Genomic DNA, 15,820 nt, shown 5'->3' with positions numbered 1-15,820 from the left:
GATAATGCTTCAAGGACTCAATCATTTAACGCTGGCCGTTACGGACTTACGTGTTAGCCTGGCATTTTACCAGCGGCTGGCGGCCTGTCGCAAAAACCCTTATGCAAAAATGATCTTTAAATAGGGCGGCTTGTTGGCTCGCCGCACCACGGGCTTATCCCTTTCCCGGCTTTATGGCAGAATAACGTCCCTCACTGTTACCGAGCAGGAACCCCGATTGTGAAAATTCTCGTTGATGAAAACATGCCCTATGCGCGCGAACTGTTTAGCCGCACGGGCGATGTAGTGGCCGTTCCCGGCCGTCCCGTCCCGCAGGCCGAGCTGGATGACGCTGACGGCCTGATGGTGCGCTCCGTGACCAAAGTCAATGCGGAGCTGTTAAACGGCAAGCCGGTAAAATTTGTCGGCACGGCCACGGCGGGCACCGATCATATTGATGAGGTTTTTCTGCAACAACAGGGGATCGCTTTTTCGGCGGCGCCGGGCTGTAACGCTATCGCCGTGGTGGAATACGTTTTCTCTGCGCTGCTGCTGCTGGCGGAACGCGACGGCTTCGCGCTGAAAGATCGCACCGTCGGCATTGTCGGCGTCGGCAACGTCGGCGGGCGCCTGCAGGCTCGTCTTGCCGCGCTGGGGATCCGCACCTTGCTTTGCGATCCTCCGCGTGCCGATCAAGGCGACGAAGGGGACTTCCTGCCGCTTTCACAGCTGGTGGCGGAAGCCGATATCCTGACCTTCCACACGCCGCTGTTTAAGCAGGGCGCCTACAAAACGCTGCATCTGGCCGACGAGGCGCTGCTGCGGGCGCTGAAACCCAACGCTATTCTGATCAACGCCTGCCGTGGGCCGGTAGTGGACAATCAGGCGCTGCTGAAGGTGCTGGAAACGCGCCGCGATCTCAGCGTGGTGCTGGACGTGTGGGAGCCGGAGCCGGAGCTTTCCCTGCCGCTGCTGGAAAAAGTGGATATCGCCACCGCCCATATCGCGGGCTACACCCTGGAAGGGAAAGCGCGCGGCACCACCCAGGTATTTGAAGCCTGGACGCAGTTTTTAGGCAACCCGCAGCAGGTGGCGCTGGAAACCCTGCTGCCCGCGCCGGAATTCGGCCTGATCACGCTGCGCGGCGAGCTGGATCAGCCGACGCTGAAAAGACTGGTGCATCTGGTGTATGATGTGCGCCGCGACGACGCGCCGCTGCGAAAAGTGGCGGCCGTACCGGGTGAATTCGATCGCCTGCGTAAAAATTATCTGGAACGTCGCGAATGGTCTTCGCTGCGCGTGCAGTGCAATAGCGAAAGCACCGCGACGCTGCTGTCGGCGCTGGGTTTCAGCGCGTACTGGCAGGCCGATTGCTAAAAATTTCAGGCGTCGCGCCCCCACGTAAGGGCGCGACGCCCGCTACGAACAATTCTGAATCGTCGGGCGGTGTCGTCACCGCCCTCTGTTTTTTATGTACATTATCTGGAGTAAACCAACATGTCTGACGGCTGGAATATTGCGCTACTGGGCGCGACAGGCGCAGTAGGGGGAGCAGTACTGGAATTACTGGCCGAGCGTCAGTTCCCGGTTGGTGAGCTGTATCTGCTGGCGAGCGAACGCAGCGCGGGCGAAAACCTGCGTTTTGAAGGCAGAACGCTGCTGGTTAACAACGCCAGCGAGTTCGACTGGTCGCAGGTGCAGCTGGCCTTTTTCGCCGCCGGTCGCGAAGCCTCGGCGCGCTATGCCGAAGAAGCCGCGAGCGCGGGCTGCCTGGTGATCGACAGCAGCGATCTTTTCGCGCTGGAGCCGGACGTGCCGCTGGTGGTGCCGGACGTGAACCCGCAGGTGCTGGCCGACTACCGCAACCGCAATATCATCAGCGTGGCCGACAGCGTCACCAGCCAGCTGCTCTGCGCGATCAAACCGCTGGTGGATCAGGCGGGCCTGGGCCGTTTGCAGGTGACCAGCCTGATTGCCGCTTCGGCACACGGCAAGGCCGCTGTGGACTCGCTGGCGGGCGAAAGCGCGCGGCTGCTGAACGGGATGCCGGCGGAAGAGAACTTCTTCGGTCGCCAGCTGGCTTTCAACATGCTGCCGCTGCTGCCGGACGCCGAAGGCAGCGTGCTGCAGGAGCGCCGCCTGATCGATCAGGTGCGTAAAGTGCTGCAGGATGAAGGGCTGCCGATTTCGGTCACCACCGTTCAGGCGCCGGTTTTTTACGGCAACGCGCAAATTGTGCACGTGGAAAACCTGCGCCCGATGTCGGCGGAAGAGGCGCGCGAAGCGCTGATGCAGGCGGAAGATATCGCGCTTTCCGATGAAAACGACTATCCGACGCAGGTCGGCGACGCATCGGGCAGCGCACTGCTCAGCCTGGGCTGCGTGCGCAACGATTACGGCATCCCGGAGCTGCTGCAATTCTGGTCGGTAGCGGACAACGTACGCTTTGGCGGCGCGCTGATGGCGGTGAAAACCGCTGAGAAACTGGTACAGGAGTACTTCTGGTAATGTCGGCGCCGCAAACGTACAAACTGGCGCTGGGCATTGAGTATGACGGCAGCCGCTATTACGGCTGGCAGCGGCAGCAGGAAGTCAGAAGCGTGCAGGAGAAGCTGGAAAAAGCGCTCTCTAAAGTGGCCGATCATCCGGTGGTGGTGTTCTGCGCAGGCCGAACCGATGCGGGCGTGCACGGTACTGGCCAGGTGGTGCATTTTGAAACTACCTCGCTGCGTAAAGATGCCGCCTGGACGCTGGGCGTCAACGCCAACCTGCCGGACGATATCGCCGTGCGCTGGGTGAAGCCGGTTGCGGACGATTTTCACGCCCGCTTCAGCGCCACGGCGCGGCGCTATCGTTACGTCATCTATAACCGTCGTCTGCGTCCGGCGATTTTGCACGGCGGCGTAACGCATTTTTACCATCCGCTGGATGTGGAAAAAATGCAGCGGGCAGGGCAGGCGCTGCTGGGCGAAAACGACTTTACCTCTTTTCGCGCGGTGCAGTGCCAGTCACGCACGCCCTGGCGCAACGTCATACACCTTAATGTCAGCCGTCACGGGGCTTACGTGGTGGTGGATATCAAAGCCAACGCTTTTGTGCACCATATGGTGCGCAACATTGTCGGTAGCCTGATGGAAATAGGCTGTGGAAATCAGCAGGAAAGCTGGATGGCCGAGCTGCTGGCGGCGAAAGATCGCACGCTGGCGGCGGCAACGGCGCGGGCCGAAGGGCTTTATCTGGTCGCGGTCGATTACCCGGAACGTTATGATTTACCCCGTCCGCCGATGGGGCCGCTATTCCTCGAGGATTAACGCATTAAGGAACCTGTATGGAAGTGATTCACACCGTCATCGACTTTATTTTGCACATTGATGTGCATCTGCAGGCGATGGTTGCACAGTATGGCGTCTGGATTTATGCCATTTTGTTTTTGATTCTGTTTTGCGAGACGGGGCTGGTGGTGACGCCTTTCCTGCCCGGCGATTCGCTGCTGTTTGTGGCGGGTGCGCTGGCGGCTATCCCGGACAGCGCGCTGAACGTGCACGTGATGGCGCTGCTGCTTTGCGTGGCGGCGATTGTCGGCGATGCGGTGAATTACACCATCGGACGCCTGTTCGGCAATAAGCTGTTCAGCAATCCGAACTCAAAAGTTTTCCGCCGCAGCTACCTGGATAAAACGCATCAGTTCTATGAGCGTCACGGCGGCAAAACGATTATCCTGGCGCGCTTTGTGCCGATAGTCCGCACCTTTGCGCCGTTCGTCGCCGGTATGGGCAAAATGTCCTATCGCCATTTTGCGCTGTTCAACGTGGCGGGCGGTATTCTTTGGGTGGTGCTGTTCTCTTATGCCGGCTACTTCTTTGGCAACCTGCCTGCTATCCAGCAAAATCTGCACTATCTGATCGTCGCTATTATTCTGGTTTCGGTTCTGCCAGGCGTGGTGGAAGTGTTACGTCATCGCCGCGCGGCGCGTCAGCAGAAGCCGCAATAGCCTCTCTGTTATCGTCCGTCCGCCGGCAGCGGCGGCGGACGAGTTCCTTCCTGATGCTTTTGCTCATAAAATACGTTTTCATGGTCGTTGCTGACCGCTTCGCGGCATGATAAATAAACAGCCCGGCCCGCCCGTGCGCGGTGGCGCAAAAGGGAAACGCGGGCCGTTGACGAATTGGTAGCGCGCAAAACGGTTTTATGATGTAATACCGCCTAATTCTCAGGCGATAATCTGTGTTAAGTATCTGATTTAGCACAATAAACAACATAACAGGTCATCAATGAGCTGGATTGAAAGAATTCTCAACAAGAGCACAATCACCCCATCGCGCAAAGCCAGCATTCCGGAAGGCGTCTGGACCAAATGCGACAGCTGCGGCCAGGTTCTCTACCGTGCCGAGCTGGAACGCAATCTGGAAGTTTGCCCGAAATGCGATCACCATATGCGTATGCACGGACGTGACCGTCTGCACAGCCTGCTGGACGAAGGTTCGATGACCGAACTGGGCAGCGAGCTGGAGCCGAAAGATGTGCTCAAGTTCCGGGATTCCAAAAAATACAAGGATCGTCTGGCCGCGGCGCAGAAAGACACCGGCGAGAAAGACGCGCTGATTGTGATGAAAGGCACGCTGCACGGCATGCCGGTTGTGACGGCCGCGTTTGAGTTCTCCTTTATGGGCGGCTCGATGGGCTCCGTGGTTGGCGCTCGCTTTGTGCGTGCCGTTGAGCAGGCGCTGGAAGACAACTGCCCGCTGATCTGCTTCTCCGCCTCCGGCGGCGCCCGTATGCAGGAAGCGCTGATGTCGCTGATGCAGATGGCGAAAACCAGCGCCGCGCTGGCGAAAATGCAGGCGCGCGGTCTGCCTTATATCTCCGTGCTGACCGATCCGACCATGGGCGGCGTTTCCGCCAGCTTCGCCATGCTGGGCGATCTGAACATCGCCGAGCCTAAAGCGCTGATCGGCTTTGCCGGCCCACGCGTGATCGAACAGACCGTGCGTGAAAAACTGCCGCCGGGCTTCCAGCGCAGCGAATTTTTAATCGAGAAGGGCGCTATCGACATGATCGTGCGCCGTCCGGTGATGCGCTTTAAGCTCGCCTCCGTGCTGGCGAAGATGATGAATCTGCCGGCGCCGCAGGAAGAGCGCGTGCCAGAGGTGGAAGAGGCGCCACAAAGCCCTGAAGCCTGACCGATGTCCGAAAGGGCGCGCGTCGCCCTTTCACCAATGAACCGTAACTTGTGAACGGGATACATGGATACTCTTCCTCAAGCCACGTCGCCTCTGGCCACGTGGCTTCATTATCTTGAGAATCTGCATTCTCAGGCTATCGAACTCGGGCTGGCGCGCGTTCAGCGCGTCGCCGCACGGCTTGACCTTCTTAAACCTGCTCCGTTTGTTTTTACCGTCGCCGGCACCAACGGCAAAGGCACCACCTGCCGGACGCTGGAAACGCTGCTGATGGCCGCCGGCTATCGCGTCGGCGTCTACAGCTCGCCGCACCTGGTGCGCTATACCGAACGCGTGCGCATTCAGGGGCTTGAGCTGGCCGAAGCGGAGCATACCGCCTCATTTGCCGATATTGAAAAAGGGCGCGGCGACACTTCGCTGACCTATTTCGAGTACGGTACGCTTTCCGCGCTCTGGCTGTTTAAGCGTGCGCAGCTTGATGTGGTGATCCTGGAAGTAGGGCTGGGTGGCCGCCTGGACGCGACCAATATCGTGGATGCCGACGTATCGGTAATCACCAGCATCGCGCTCGATCATACCGACTGGCTTGGCCCGGATCGTGAAAGCATTGGCCGCGAAAAAGCGGGCGTCTTTCGTGGCGGCAAGCCTGCTATCGTTGGCGAACCTGATATGCCGCATACCATTGGCGAAGTGGCCGATGAGCTGGGGGCGCAGTTATTGAAGCGTGGTCGCGACTGGTCTTACCGCGTTGGCGAGCACGACTGGAGCTTTACCGACGCGCAGGGCACGCTGAACGGCCTGCCGATGCCGCAGGTGCCGCTGCCGAATGCCGCCACCGCGCTGGCCGCGCTGCGCGCATCGTCGTTAAAAGTTGATGACGCCACGCTTTACGAGCTGGACAAAGCGATTTTGCCCGGTCGTTTTCAGACCGTTGCACAATCGCCGCGCATTATTCTGGATGTCGCGCATAATCCTCATGCGGCTGGCTACCTGGCCGAACGCCTGGGCGAGCTGCCGAAAGCCGGAAAGGTCCATGCGGTGGTCGGCATGCTGCACGACAAAGATATCGCCGGGACGCTGGCCTGCCTGGCGCCGCAGGTCGACTACTGGTACTGCGCGCCGCTGGCAGGGCCGCGAGGCGCAAGCGCGGAGCAGCTGCTGGCGCATTTGCCGGGCGCGCAGGCCTGTGCCAGCGTGGCGGCGGCGTTTGACCAGGCGCGGCGGCAGGCCGGGCCGCAGGATATCGTGCTGGTGTGCGGTTCTTTCCACACCGTAGCGCAGGTAATGGAAACGATGGAAACGGAGAGTGGCAGTGGCAAGTAAGTTTCAAAATCGTTTGGTCGGAACGGTGATCATCGTGGCGCTGGGCGTTATCGTGCTGCCGGGCCTGCTGGACGGTAAGAAAAAGCACTATAAAGAAGAGTTCGCCGCGATCCCGCTGGTGCCTAAGCCTGGCGATCAGCAGGAAACGGAGATGGTGCCGCCGGTCACGCAGTCGCTGCCAGCCCAGCCGCCGGAAGGCGCGGGCACGGCGATAGCGGGCCAGACCAATGAAAATACCTCGCAGGCTGAAAGCGGCTCTACCGCGCCGCAGGCGGGCAACCAGCCGACCGTGGTGTCGCCGCCGCCGGTAAGTCATGTGGTGACGGAAAAACCGGTCGAAAAACCCAAAGCGCAGCCAAAACCCGTAGAGAAGCCGAAGGCGGAACCTAAGCCGGTAGCGAAGCCGGAAACCAAACCGGAACCGAAACCGGAGCCGAAGCCCGTACAGCAGGAGAGCGCGCCGGCAGGTCAGGCGTGGGTCGTGCAGCTGGGGGCGCTGAAGAACGCCGCTAAGGTTAACGAAATCGTCGCCTCGCTGCGCCTTTCCGGCTATCGCGCCTTTACGGTGCCGTCAACGCCGGTGCAGGGCCAGATTACCCGCGTTTATGTCGGGCCGGACGCTTCAAAAGCGAAGATGCAGGCCGCCGTGGGCGAGCTGAAAGGCATCTCCGGACTGAGCGGCGTGGTAAAGCCTTATAGCGCACGTTAGATTGTTGCTATCGCAGCAAGAGACGGCGCCTTTCAGGCGCTGAAATCGGGCTGTCGTTGTGCCGTTTCAGGCGAGGCGGCAGCCCGTAAAACAAAGTAAATCAAACAGTTGCCGGGACGAGTCGGCCAGCCTGTTTTCCCGTTATCTCTGCAGGTTTTGCGCTGGTTTTTTTCACGCCCGGTTTTCATCAGGACGGTTAAGGAAAAGCTACGCAAACGTTTTCTTTTTCTGTTAGAATTCGCCCCGAACTCAGGTTGTGTCCCTGTGCTGCCCGTGCCGACGCGGCAGACAGCAGAGGGATGCAGCCTGATCAGAGGCACAGTCGCTGGAAGAGTTCATGGTCTGGATAGATTACGTCATTATTGCGGTTATTGGTTTTTCGGCTCTTGTCAGCCTGATCCGCGGGTTCGTTCGGGAAGCACTTTCGCTCGTCACCTGGGGTTGCGCATTTTTTGTCGCCAGTCATTATTACTCCTTCCTTGCTGTCTGGTTCACAGGTTTTGAAGACGAACTGGTTCGAAATGGAATCGCCATCGCGGCATTGTTTATCGCCACGCTGATTGTCGGCGCGATAGTCAACTATGTGATTGGCTCGCTGGTTGAAAAAACCGGCCTGTCGGGAACCGACAGGGTGCTGGGAGTCTGTTTCGGGGCATTACGCGGCGTACTGATTGTGTCGGCCATGCTGTTTTTCCTTGATACCTTCACCGGCTTTTCCAAAAGCCCGGACTGGCAGCAGTCCCAGCTGATTCCCCAGTTTAGCTATATAATCAGGTGGTTTTTTGACTACCTGAAAAGCACGTCGAGTTTTTTACCCCGGTAATTGAGCCGGGGTTGCGGCTTATGAGGAAATGACCACATGTGCGGTATTGTCGGGATCGCCGGTTTTATGCCGGTCAACCAGTCGATTTATGATGCGTTAACGGTGCTGCAGCACCGTGGCCAGGATGCCGCAGGCATCGTTACCATTGATGCCCTGAACTGCTTCCGCCTGCGTAAAGCAAACGGCCTGGTGAGCGATGTTTTTGAAGCCCGCCATATGCAGCGTTTGCAGGGCAATATGGGGATCGGCCACGTCCGCTACCCGACCGCCGGAAGCTCCAGCGCTTCTGAAGCGCAGCCCTTCTACGTTAACTCGCCTTACGGCATTACGCTTGCGCACAACGGTAACCTGACCAACGCCCACGAGCTGCGCAAGCAGCTGTTTGAAAGCGGCCGCCGTCACGTGAACACCACTTCCGATTCGGAAATCCTGCTGAATATTTTCGCCACCGAGCTGGATCGTTTTCAGCACTATCCGCTGGAAGCGGAGAATATTTTCGCGGCGGTGGCGGCGGTGCACCAGCACGTGCGCGGCGCTTATGCCTGCGTAGCGATGATTATCGGCCACGGCCTGGTCGCCTTCCGCGATCCCAACGGCATCCGTCCGCTGGTTATCGGCAAGCGCGCAATGAAAGACGGCCGCAGCGAGTATATGGTGGCTTCCGAAAGCGTGGCGCTGGATACGCTGGGCTTTGAGTTCCTGCGCGACGTGGCGCCGGGCGAAGCGGTTTACGTCACTGAGAAAGGGCAGCTGTTCACCCGTCAGTGCGCGGAAAACCCCAAATGCAACCCGTGCCTGTTCGAGTACGTCTATTTTGCCCGCCCGGATTCCTTCCTGGACAAAATTTCCGTATACAGCGCCCGCGTGCGCATGGGCACCAAGCTGGGCGAAAAGATTGCCCGCGAATGGGAAGACCTGGATATTGACGTGGTGATCCCGATCCCGGAAACCTCCTGCGATATCGCGCTGGAAATGGCGCGCATTCTGGACAAGCCTTACCGTCAGGGTTTTGTGAAAAACCGCTACGTGGGCCGCACCTTTATTATGCCGGGCCAGCACCAGCGCCGCAGCGCGGTGCGCCGCAAGCTGAACGCCAACCGCGCGGAATTTCGCGGTAAGAACGTGCTGCTGGTGGACGATTCCATCGTGCGCGGCACCACGTCGGAACAGATTATTGAAATGGCGCGCGAAGCCGGGGCGAAAAAAGTCTATCTGGCTTCCGCCGCGCCGGAAATCCGCTTCCCGAACGTCTACGGCATCGATATGCCAAGCGCGACCGAGCTGATTGCGCACGGGCGGGAAGTGGACGAGATCTGCAAGCTGATCAAAGCCGACGCGCTGATTTTCCAGGACCTGGACGATCTGATTGAGGCGGTGCGCGAAGAAAATCCGGATATTGCCCAGTTTGAATGCTCGGTGTTTAACGGCGTCTACGTGACGAAAGATGTCGATCAGCGCTATCTGGAGCATATCCAGTCGCTGCGCAACGACGACGCAAAAGCGCTGGCGCGCCAGAACGAGGTCGAAAACCTGGAAATGCACAACGAGGGCTGATGCGCTCGCCGCTTTCCTGGTATCATGGGTCGGAAGCTATTCCGGCCCATTTTTTTTGGGCCGGCCCCAGGAAGGTTAAGGATTATTATGAAACGACTTATCATCGGCATTTCGGGCGCCAGCGGCGTAATTTACGGCATTCGCACGCTCCAGATACTGCAACAGGTCGACGAAGTGGAAACGCATCTGGTGATGAGCCAGGCCGCGCGGCAGACGCTGGCGCTGGAAAGCGACTATTCCGTGCGCGACGTGCAGGCGATGGCGGATGTGGTGCATGACGCGCGCGATATCGCCGCCAGCATCTCTTCCGGCTCGTTCAAAACCGACGGAATGGCTATCCTGCCCTGTTCAATGAAAACGCTGTCCGGCATCGTCCACAGCTACAGCGACGGTCTGCTGACGCGTGCGGCGGACGTGATCCTGAAAGAGCGTCGTCGGCTGGTGCTCTGCGTGCGGGAAACGCCGCTGCATCTTGGGCATCTGCGGATGATGACCACGGCGGCGGAGCTGGGCGCGATTATCATGCCGCCCGTACCGGCCTTCTATCATCGTCCTGAGAACGTCATGGACATCGTTGACCAGACGGTCAACCGCGTGCTGGATCAGTTTGATATCGAGCTGGATAACGATCTTTTCACGCGCTGGCAGGGTGCATAGAAGCCTGTCTCCTGCGCTTTTTTGGTGCGCTCGCTCCCATAAACACGCTTTGCGTGCAGAAAATGCACCAAAGCGAGGCATTCTTCTTCCATAATCCTGCTGTCGGGTCGCGTTTTTTTAACTTCTTTATGCGCCGGTGCGCTTTCGTGACCCTCTGGTAAAGGTGGCATGAAAGCTGCACGTCTTTACGCTGGCCCCTCCATAATAAAAGTGACTCTGAGGATAATCTATGAAGAAGCAGGTGATGGCTCTTTCTCTGCTGCTGGCGTTCTCTGCCGGTAGCGCGCTGGCCGCCGTGCCCAAAACGCTGCGTATCGGCACCGACCCAACCTATGCGCCGTTTGAATCCAAAAACGCGCAGGGCGAACTGGTGGGCTTTGATATCGACCTTGCCAACGAGATCTGTAAGCGTATGGCAACGAAATGTACCTTCGTCGAAAGCGATTTCGACGCGCTGATCCCGTCGCTGAAGGCGAAAAAAATCGATGCGATTATCTCTTCGCTTTCTATTACCGAAAAGCGTCAGCAGGAGATCGCCTTCTCTGAAAAACTTTATGCCGCCAACGCCCGCCTGATCGCCCCTAAAGGTGCCAAAATCGAACCGACCGTGGCGTCGCTGAAGGGCAAAACTATTGGTTTGCTGCAGGGCACAACGCAGGAAACCTATGCCAACCAGTACTGGCGCACGCAGGGCGTAACCGTAACGCCTTATGCCAATCAGGATTTGGTTTATCAGGATCTGACGGCGGGACGCATCGACGCCGCGTTTCAGGATGAAGTGGCCGCCAGCGAAGGCTTCCTCAAGCAGCCCGTTGGTAAAGACTACGCTTTTGCCGGCCCGGCAGTGAAGGACGAAAAAATCTTTGGCGTCGGCACAGGTATGGGGCTGCCGAAAGAAAGCACCGAGCTGAAAGCCGCTATCGATAAAGCCGTGGCGGCGATGCGCCAGGACGGCACCTATGACAAGCTGGCGAAAAAATATTTTAACTTTGACGTCTACGGCGGCTAAGAAAACCTGTCAGGGGGCGGCGCTGGCGGCTCCCGATTTGCCCCAGGGGTTGGGGCAAACGCCTTAAATCAGACAGGAAACTGCTTATGCTGTATGGCTACTCTGCAATCATTTTCAAAGGCGCGATGGTGACGCTGGAGCTGGCGCTCTGCTCCGTGCTGCTTTCGGTCGTGCTGGGCCTGATCGGCGCGGGCGCAAAGCTTTCCGGCAGTCGTCCGCTGGCTATGCTGTTTGAAGGTTACACCACGCTGATCCGCGGCGTGCCCGACCTGGTGCTGATGCTGCTGATCTTCTATGGGCTGCAAATCGCGCTTAACCAGGTTACCGAGCTGATGGGCCTCAGCCAGTTTGATATCGATCCGATGACGGCGGGCATTATTACGCTGGGTTTTATCTACGGCGCCTATTTCACGGAAACGTTTCGCGGCGCCTTTATGGCGGTATCGAAAGGGCAAATCGAAGCGGCCACCGCGTTCGGTTTTACCGCGTCGCAAACGTTCCGCCGCATCCTGTTCCCGGCGATGATGCGCTATGCGCTGCCCGGCATCGGCAACAACTGGCAGGTGATCCTCAAGGCGACCGCGCTGGTGTCGCTGCTGGGGTTGGAGGATGTGGTAAAAGCCACGCAGCTGGCGGGCAAAAGCACCTGGCAGCCGTTTTATTTCGCCATCGTCGCCGGTGTGGTTTACCTGATTTTCACCACGCTTTCTAACGGCGTGCTGTGGTGGCTTACGCGTCGCTACTCCGTGGGCGTGAAAAGGGCGGACTTATGATCGACATTTTGCAGGAATACTGGAAGGCCCTGCTGTGGACGGACGGCTACCGCTTTTCCGGCGTGGCGATTACGCTCTGGCTGCTGATTATCTCCGTGGCGCTGGGCGGCTGTCTGGCGATACTGCTGGCGATCGCCCGCGTGTCGTCCATTAAAGCCGTACGCTTTCCGGTCTGGCTGTTTACCTATCTGTTTCGCGGCACGCCGCTGTATGTCCAGCTGCTGGTGTTCTACTCAGGCATGTATACGCTGGACGTGGTTAAAGGCAACGATCTGCTGAATACCTTTTTCCGCAGCGGCCTGAACTGTACGCTGCTGGCGCTGACGCTGAATACCTGCGCCTACACCACGGAAATTTTCGCTGGCGCCATCCGCGCCGTGCCGCATGGTGAAATCGAGGCGGCGCGCGCCTATGGCTTCTCTACCTTTAAGCTCTATCGCTGCATTATTCTGCCTTCGGCGCTGCGCATCGCGCTGCCCGCCTACAGCAATGAGGTAATTTTGATGCTGCACTCTACGGCGCTGGCCTTTACCGCGACCGTGCCCGACCTGCTGAAGGTCGCGCGCGATATCAACTCCGCCACCTATCGGCCTTTCGTTGCTTTCGGCATCGCGGCGGCGCTGTATCTGATTATCTCTTATGTATTGATTAGCCTGTTCCGCAGGGCGGAAAAACGCTGGCTGGCGCATATGAAACCTTCATCGACCCATTGAGTAGACCTATGTCCAATAAACTAAACGTCACCGAGCTGCATAAACGCTATGGCGATCATGAAGTGCTGAAGGGCGTCTCGCTTCAGGCAAAGGCGGGCGATGTCATCACCATTATTGGCTCTTCCGGCTCGGGGAAAAGTACCTTTTTGCGCTGCATTAACTTTCTGGAGAAGCCGAGCGAAGGCTCTATTGCCGTTAATAATCAGCTGATTAATCTGGTGCGCGACACCGACGGCCAGCTAAAAGTCGCCAATAAAGAGCAGCTGCGGGCGCTGCGCACCAGCCTGACGATGGTGTTCCAGCACTTTAACCTATGGAGCCATCTGACGGTGCTGCAAAACGTGATGGAGGCGCCCATCCAGGTGCTGGGCCTGAGCAAGGCCGACGCGCAGTCGCGGGCCATTCGCTATCTGGATAAGGTCGGCATCGACGAGCGCGCGCGGGCAAAATATCCGGTGCATCTCTCCGGCGGCCAGCAGCAGCGCGTTTCCATTGCCCGCGCGCTGGCAATGGAGCCGGAAGTGCTGCTGTTTGATGAACCAACCTCGGCGCTCGATCCGGAGCTGGTGGGCGAAGTTTTGCGGATTATGCAAAAGCTGGCGGAAGAGGGCAAAACCATGGTGGTAGTGACGCACGAAATGGAATTTGCCCGCCACGTCTCCAGCCACGTGATTTTTTTACATCAGGGCCGGATAGAAGAGCAGGGGCCGCCGGAGGTGCTGTTTAACCATCCGCAAAGTCCGCGGCTGCAGCAGTTTTTAGCGGGCGCATTGAAATAGGGCCGTTACACCACGTCCGCCAGCGCTTCGTCCAGCTGATACCAGCGAAAGCTGAAGCCTGACGCTTCCAGCCGCTTCGGCAACACGTGCTGACCGCCCAGCACCAGCACCGCGGATTCGCCCATCATCAGCTTAATCGCGCTGGCGGGCGTGCGCATAAAGGCTGGTCGGTGCAGCGCGTGACCCAGCATGGCGGCGAACTGCTCGTTGCGTACCGCGTAGGGCGAAACCATATTGAACGGCCCGCGTAGATCCGGGTTATCCAGCAGCCACAGGATCGCATTCAGCATATCGTCCAGGTGGATCCACGGCATATATTGCTGTCCGCTGCCAAGGGGGCCGCCGATGCCCAGTTTGAAGGGCAGCTTCATTTTGCTCAGCGCGCCGCCGGTTTTAGCCAGCACGACGCCGGTACGCAGCAGGCAAACCCGTGTTCTGTCACTGTCGGCCGCCATCGCCAGCGCTTCCCAGTGCGCGCACAGCTTATGGGTAAATTCCGCATGGCCGGGATCGTCTTCAGTGATCACCACATCGCCGGTATCGCCGTAAAACCCCGTGGCCGAACCGGAGATAAAAACTTTCGGCGGGGTCGTACTGGCATTGATCAGCGTGGCCAGCTTTTCGGTCATCTGCCAGCGGCTTTCACAAAGATGCTGCTTTTGCTGTTCGGTCCAGCGCTTGTCGGCGATAGGCTCGCCGGCCAGGTTGATAACGGCATCCACGCCGTCAAGGTTACGCTGCTGATCCAGCCCGGACCACAGGCTAACCTTTTCCCCCAGTTTCTGCCGTGCGCTGACGACGTCGCGCGTGACCACGCTCACGCTGTCGCCCCGGGATAGAAGACGAGGGATCAGATGGCTGCCGATCAGACCGGTGCCGCCCGTGAGTAAAATGTGCATTTTTTTCTCCTCAAAGGGTGTCGTCAATGCCATAAGCTTAGGCGAAGTTGACGGGAAAGCGCGACGCGCGTCGGCAAAGTAACCGACGCCGGTCAGGAGAGATTGCCTTCTGTTAAAAAAATGGGTAAACAGGTTGCAGACGCCGCCTGATAAGGAACCGAGGATGAATTATCCCAACGTTGTTTTGTGGTCAGATGCCTGTTTTTTTAGTCCCTATGTGATGTCTGTTTTTGTGGCGCTCAGCGAAAAGGGAGTGCCTTTTTCAGTAAAGCGTGTCGATCTGGCCAGCGACCAGCACCTTGAGGCGGGCTATGGCGCGCTGTCGCTGACGCGCCGCGTGCCCACTTTGCAGCTTGATGATTTTATGCTTTCTGAATCCTCCGCCATCGCCGAATATCTGGAGGAGCGCTTTCCTGCGCCGGAGTTTGAACGGCTTTATCCGCAGGGCCGGGAAAAGCGCGCCAGGGCCAGAGAGATCCAGGCCTGGCTGCGCAGTGATTTTCTGCCGCTTCGCCAGGAGCGCCCCACGGAAGTTCTGTTTGCTGGCGAAACCTTTGCGCCGCTGTCGACGGCGGCGCAGCGCTCCGCTAATAAACTGATAAGCGCCGTTGAAAAGCTGCTGCCGTCGGGCCAGCAGAATCTTTTTGGCGAGTGGTCGATAGCGGATACGGATTTAGCGATAATGATTAACAGGCTGGCGCTGCATGGCGACAGCGTACCGGCGCGCGTGGCGGATTACGCTCATTTTCAGTGGCAGCGGGCGTCGGTGCAGCTTTGGCTGTCTGAATCTTCTAAAGATACCGCAGAATGACACAGCGGGATCAGTATCTTAAGGCGACCCGTGGCAGACTGCGCGGGCAGGCATCAACGAGCGCGAAGGCGCCAGAAAAGTAAGGGTTGGGGATGGTGGAGCAAGACAGCGGCACGGAGTGGGTGGATATCGTTAACGAAGATAACGAGGTAATCGCGAAGTCCAGCCGGGCGCAGATGCGGGCGCAATGTTTACGTCATCGCGCCACCTATATCGTGGTGCATAACGGCGCAGGCAAGATCCTGGTGCAGCGCCGGACGCAGAACAAAGACTTTATGCCGGGAATGCTGGATGCAACCGCTGGCGGCGTAGTACAAAGCGGCGAAGAGATGCTGGAGTCGGCGCGTCGGGAAGCAGAAGAAGAGCTGGGCATTGCCGCTGTACCTTTTGCGGAGCATGGTCTGTTCTATTATGAAGACCAGCACTGTCGCGTGTGGGGAGGCCTGTTTAGCTGCGTGTCTCACGGCCCGTTCGCGATGCAGGAAGAAGAGGTCGAAGAGATATTCTGGATGACGCCGGAAGAGATCACTGGCCGCTGCGACGAGTTTACGGATGATTCGCTGAAAGCGCTGTCGCTGTGGCTGAGCCGCAACGGCGAGCAGAATCGCTAA

General features: G+C 58.5%; 17 protein-coding genes and 1 pseudogene. 17 read left to right on the top strand and 1 reads right to left on the bottom strand.

Translation table 11 applies throughout. From position 1 onward, the window contains the following. Positions 1–4: 4 nt before the first annotated feature. From AB3U87_RS22610 to hisP, 15 genes and pseudogenes are all read left to right on the top strand, one after another. Positions 5–91, top strand: a pseudogene (locus AB3U87_RS22610) (glutathione transferase); the annotation flags it as partial. Positions 92–219: 128 nt separating this feature from the next. Then, the gene (gene pdxB, locus AB3U87_RS14210) at positions 220–1,356 is read left to right on the top strand and encodes a 4-phosphoerythronate dehydrogenase PdxB (RefSeq protein ID WP_394149453.1); all 1,137 of its coding nucleotides are present in this window, start codon (positions 220–222) and stop codon (positions 1,354–1,356) included. A 120-nt stretch (positions 1,357–1,476) separates the two neighbouring features. Further along, entirely contained in the window at positions 1,477–2,487 is a 1,011-nt protein-coding gene (locus AB3U87_RS14205) for an aspartate-semialdehyde dehydrogenase (protein WP_301251943.1), read from the top strand. Next, complete coding sequence (gene truA / locus AB3U87_RS14200; RefSeq protein WP_253459728.1) at positions 2,487–3,290, top strand: tRNA pseudouridine(38-40) synthase TruA; 804 nt, start codon at positions 2,487–2,489, stop codon at positions 3,288–3,290. Before AB3U87_RS14205 ends, truA begins: the two co-directional genes overlap by 1 nt. 17 nt (positions 3,291–3,307) lie before the next feature. After that, positions 3,308–3,970: a DedA family protein gene (locus tag AB3U87_RS14195; RefSeq protein WP_125288277.1), complete on the top strand. Its 663-nt coding sequence runs from the start codon at positions 3,308–3,310 to the stop codon at positions 3,968–3,970. A gap of 280 nt (positions 3,971–4,250) precedes the next feature. Next, positions 4,251–5,159 carry an acetyl-CoA carboxylase, carboxyltransferase subunit beta gene (gene accD, locus AB3U87_RS14190; protein ID WP_125288276.1) on the top strand — a complete coding sequence of 303 codons (909 nt, stop codon included), beginning with the start codon at positions 4,251–4,253 and terminating at the stop codon, positions 5,157–5,159. Between the two features lie 63 nt (positions 5,160–5,222). Beyond that, a complete protein-coding gene (gene folC, locus AB3U87_RS14185; RefSeq protein WP_394149450.1) occupies positions 5,223–6,482 on the top strand; it encodes a bifunctional tetrahydrofolate synthase/dihydrofolate synthase in 1,260 nt (419 codons plus the stop codon). Then, a complete protein-coding gene (gene dedD, locus AB3U87_RS14180) occupies positions 6,472–7,191 on the top strand; it encodes a cell division protein DedD (RefSeq protein ID WP_253459733.1) in 720 nt (239 codons plus the stop codon). The genes folC and dedD overlap by 11 nt, the downstream gene beginning before the upstream one ends. 337 nt (positions 7,192–7,528) lie before the next feature. Beyond that, on the top strand, positions 7,529–8,014 hold the full coding sequence (gene cvpA, locus AB3U87_RS14175; RefSeq protein ID WP_125288273.1) for a colicin V production protein: 486 nt from the start codon (positions 7,529–7,531) through the stop codon (positions 8,012–8,014). Between the two features lie 36 nt (positions 8,015–8,050). Beyond that, positions 8,051–9,568: an amidophosphoribosyltransferase gene (gene purF, locus AB3U87_RS14170; protein ID WP_125288272.1), complete on the top strand. Its 1,518-nt coding sequence runs from the start codon at positions 8,051–8,053 to the stop codon at positions 9,566–9,568. Between the two features lie 87 nt (positions 9,569–9,655). Next, on the top strand, positions 9,656–10,225 hold the full coding sequence (locus tag AB3U87_RS14165) for a UbiX family flavin prenyltransferase (RefSeq protein WP_301730506.1): 570 nt from the start codon (positions 9,656–9,658) through the stop codon (positions 10,223–10,225). A 229-nt stretch (positions 10,226–10,454) separates the two neighbouring features. Next, positions 10,455–11,234, top strand: coding sequence for a lysine/arginine/ornithine ABC transporter substrate-binding protein ArgT (argT, locus tag AB3U87_RS14160; protein WP_253459738.1), 780 nt, complete (start codon positions 10,455–10,457; stop codon positions 11,232–11,234). An 86-nt stretch (positions 11,235–11,320) separates the two neighbouring features. Next, positions 11,321–12,007 (top strand): histidine ABC transporter permease HisQ, encoded by a 687-nt coding sequence (locus AB3U87_RS14155; protein WP_394149447.1) that lies wholly within the window; start codon positions 11,321–11,323, stop codon positions 12,005–12,007. Beyond that, a complete protein-coding gene (locus tag AB3U87_RS14150) occupies positions 12,004–12,720 on the top strand; it encodes an ABC transporter permease (protein WP_301251938.1) in 717 nt (238 codons plus the stop codon). The genes AB3U87_RS14155 and AB3U87_RS14150 overlap by 4 nt, the downstream gene beginning before the upstream one ends. Before the next feature lie 8 nt (positions 12,721–12,728). Beyond that, positions 12,729–13,499, top strand: coding sequence for a histidine ABC transporter ATP-binding protein HisP (hisP, locus tag AB3U87_RS14145; RefSeq protein ID WP_394149445.1), 771 nt, complete (start codon positions 12,729–12,731; stop codon positions 13,497–13,499). 5 nt (positions 13,500–13,504) lie between these two features. On the opposite strand, the gene AB3U87_RS14140 is transcribed toward hisP, so the two are convergent. Next, positions 13,505–14,398, bottom strand: a complete 894-nt coding sequence (locus AB3U87_RS14140) for a TIGR01777 family oxidoreductase (protein ID WP_253459749.1) — start codon at positions 14,396–14,398, stop codon at positions 13,505–13,507. A 163-nt stretch (positions 14,399–14,561) separates the two neighbouring features. Between AB3U87_RS14140 and yfcF the strand changes: the two genes are divergently transcribed. Together yfcF and yfcD are read left to right on the top strand one after the other, a co-directional pair. Further along, positions 14,562–15,209, top strand: coding sequence for a glutathione transferase (yfcF, locus tag AB3U87_RS14135; RefSeq protein WP_253459752.1), 648 nt, complete (start codon positions 14,562–14,564; stop codon positions 15,207–15,209). A 92-nt stretch (positions 15,210–15,301) separates the two neighbouring features. Next, the gene (gene yfcD, locus AB3U87_RS14130) at positions 15,302–15,820 is read left to right on the top strand and encodes an NUDIX hydrolase YfcD (RefSeq protein WP_125288264.1); all 519 of its coding nucleotides are present in this window, start codon (positions 15,302–15,304) and stop codon (positions 15,818–15,820) included.

The sequence above is a fragment of the Erwinia plantamica genome (assembly GCF_043420595.1).
Classification (GTDB): domain Bacteria; phylum Pseudomonadota; class Gammaproteobacteria; order Enterobacterales; family Enterobacteriaceae; genus Erwinia; species Erwinia aeris.
Note: the sequence above shows the minus strand (reverse complement) of the source record. Positions and strands in the feature narration are given on the sequence as shown.

Bases quoted from the DNA above. Each gene is read 5' to 3' on its own strand.
- AB3U87_RS14205 (WP_301251943.1), top strand. From the start codon at position 1,477: ATGTCTGACGGCTGGAATATTGCGCTACTGGGCGCGACAGGCGCAGTA.
- truA (WP_253459728.1), top strand. From the start codon at position 2,487: ATGTCGGCGCCGCAAACGTACAAACTGGCGCTGGGCATTGAGTATGAC.
- AB3U87_RS14195 (WP_125288277.1), top strand. From the start codon at position 3,308: ATGGAAGTGATTCACACCGTCATCGACTTTATTTTGCACATTGATGTG.
- accD (WP_125288276.1), top strand. From the start codon at position 4,251: ATGAGCTGGATTGAAAGAATTCTCAACAAGAGCACAATCACCCCATCG.
- folC (WP_394149450.1), top strand. From the start codon at position 5,223: ATGGATACTCTTCCTCAAGCCACGTCGCCTCTGGCCACGTGGCTTCAT.
- cvpA (WP_125288273.1), top strand. From the start codon at position 7,529: ATGGTCTGGATAGATTACGTCATTATTGCGGTTATTGGTTTTTCGGCT.
- purF (WP_125288272.1), top strand. From the start codon at position 8,051: ATGTGCGGTATTGTCGGGATCGCCGGTTTTATGCCGGTCAACCAGTCG.
- AB3U87_RS14165 (WP_301730506.1), top strand. From the start codon at position 9,656: ATGAAACGACTTATCATCGGCATTTCGGGCGCCAGCGGCGTAATTTAC.
- argT (WP_253459738.1), top strand. From the start codon at position 10,455: ATGAAGAAGCAGGTGATGGCTCTTTCTCTGCTGCTGGCGTTCTCTGCC.
- AB3U87_RS14155 (WP_394149447.1), top strand. From the start codon at position 11,321: ATGCTGTATGGCTACTCTGCAATCATTTTCAAAGGCGCGATGGTGACG.
- AB3U87_RS14150 (WP_301251938.1), top strand. From the start codon at position 12,004: ATGATCGACATTTTGCAGGAATACTGGAAGGCCCTGCTGTGGACGGAC.
- hisP (WP_394149445.1), top strand. From the start codon at position 12,729: ATGTCCAATAAACTAAACGTCACCGAGCTGCATAAACGCTATGGCGAT.
- AB3U87_RS14140 (WP_253459749.1), bottom strand. From the start codon at position 14,398: ATGCACATTTTACTCACGGGCGGCACCGGTCTGATCGGCAGCCATCTG.
- yfcF (WP_253459752.1), top strand. From the start codon at position 14,562: ATGAATTATCCCAACGTTGTTTTGTGGTCAGATGCCTGTTTTTTTAGT.
- yfcD (WP_125288264.1), top strand. From the start codon at position 15,302: ATGGTGGAGCAAGACAGCGGCACGGAGTGGGTGGATATCGTTAACGAA.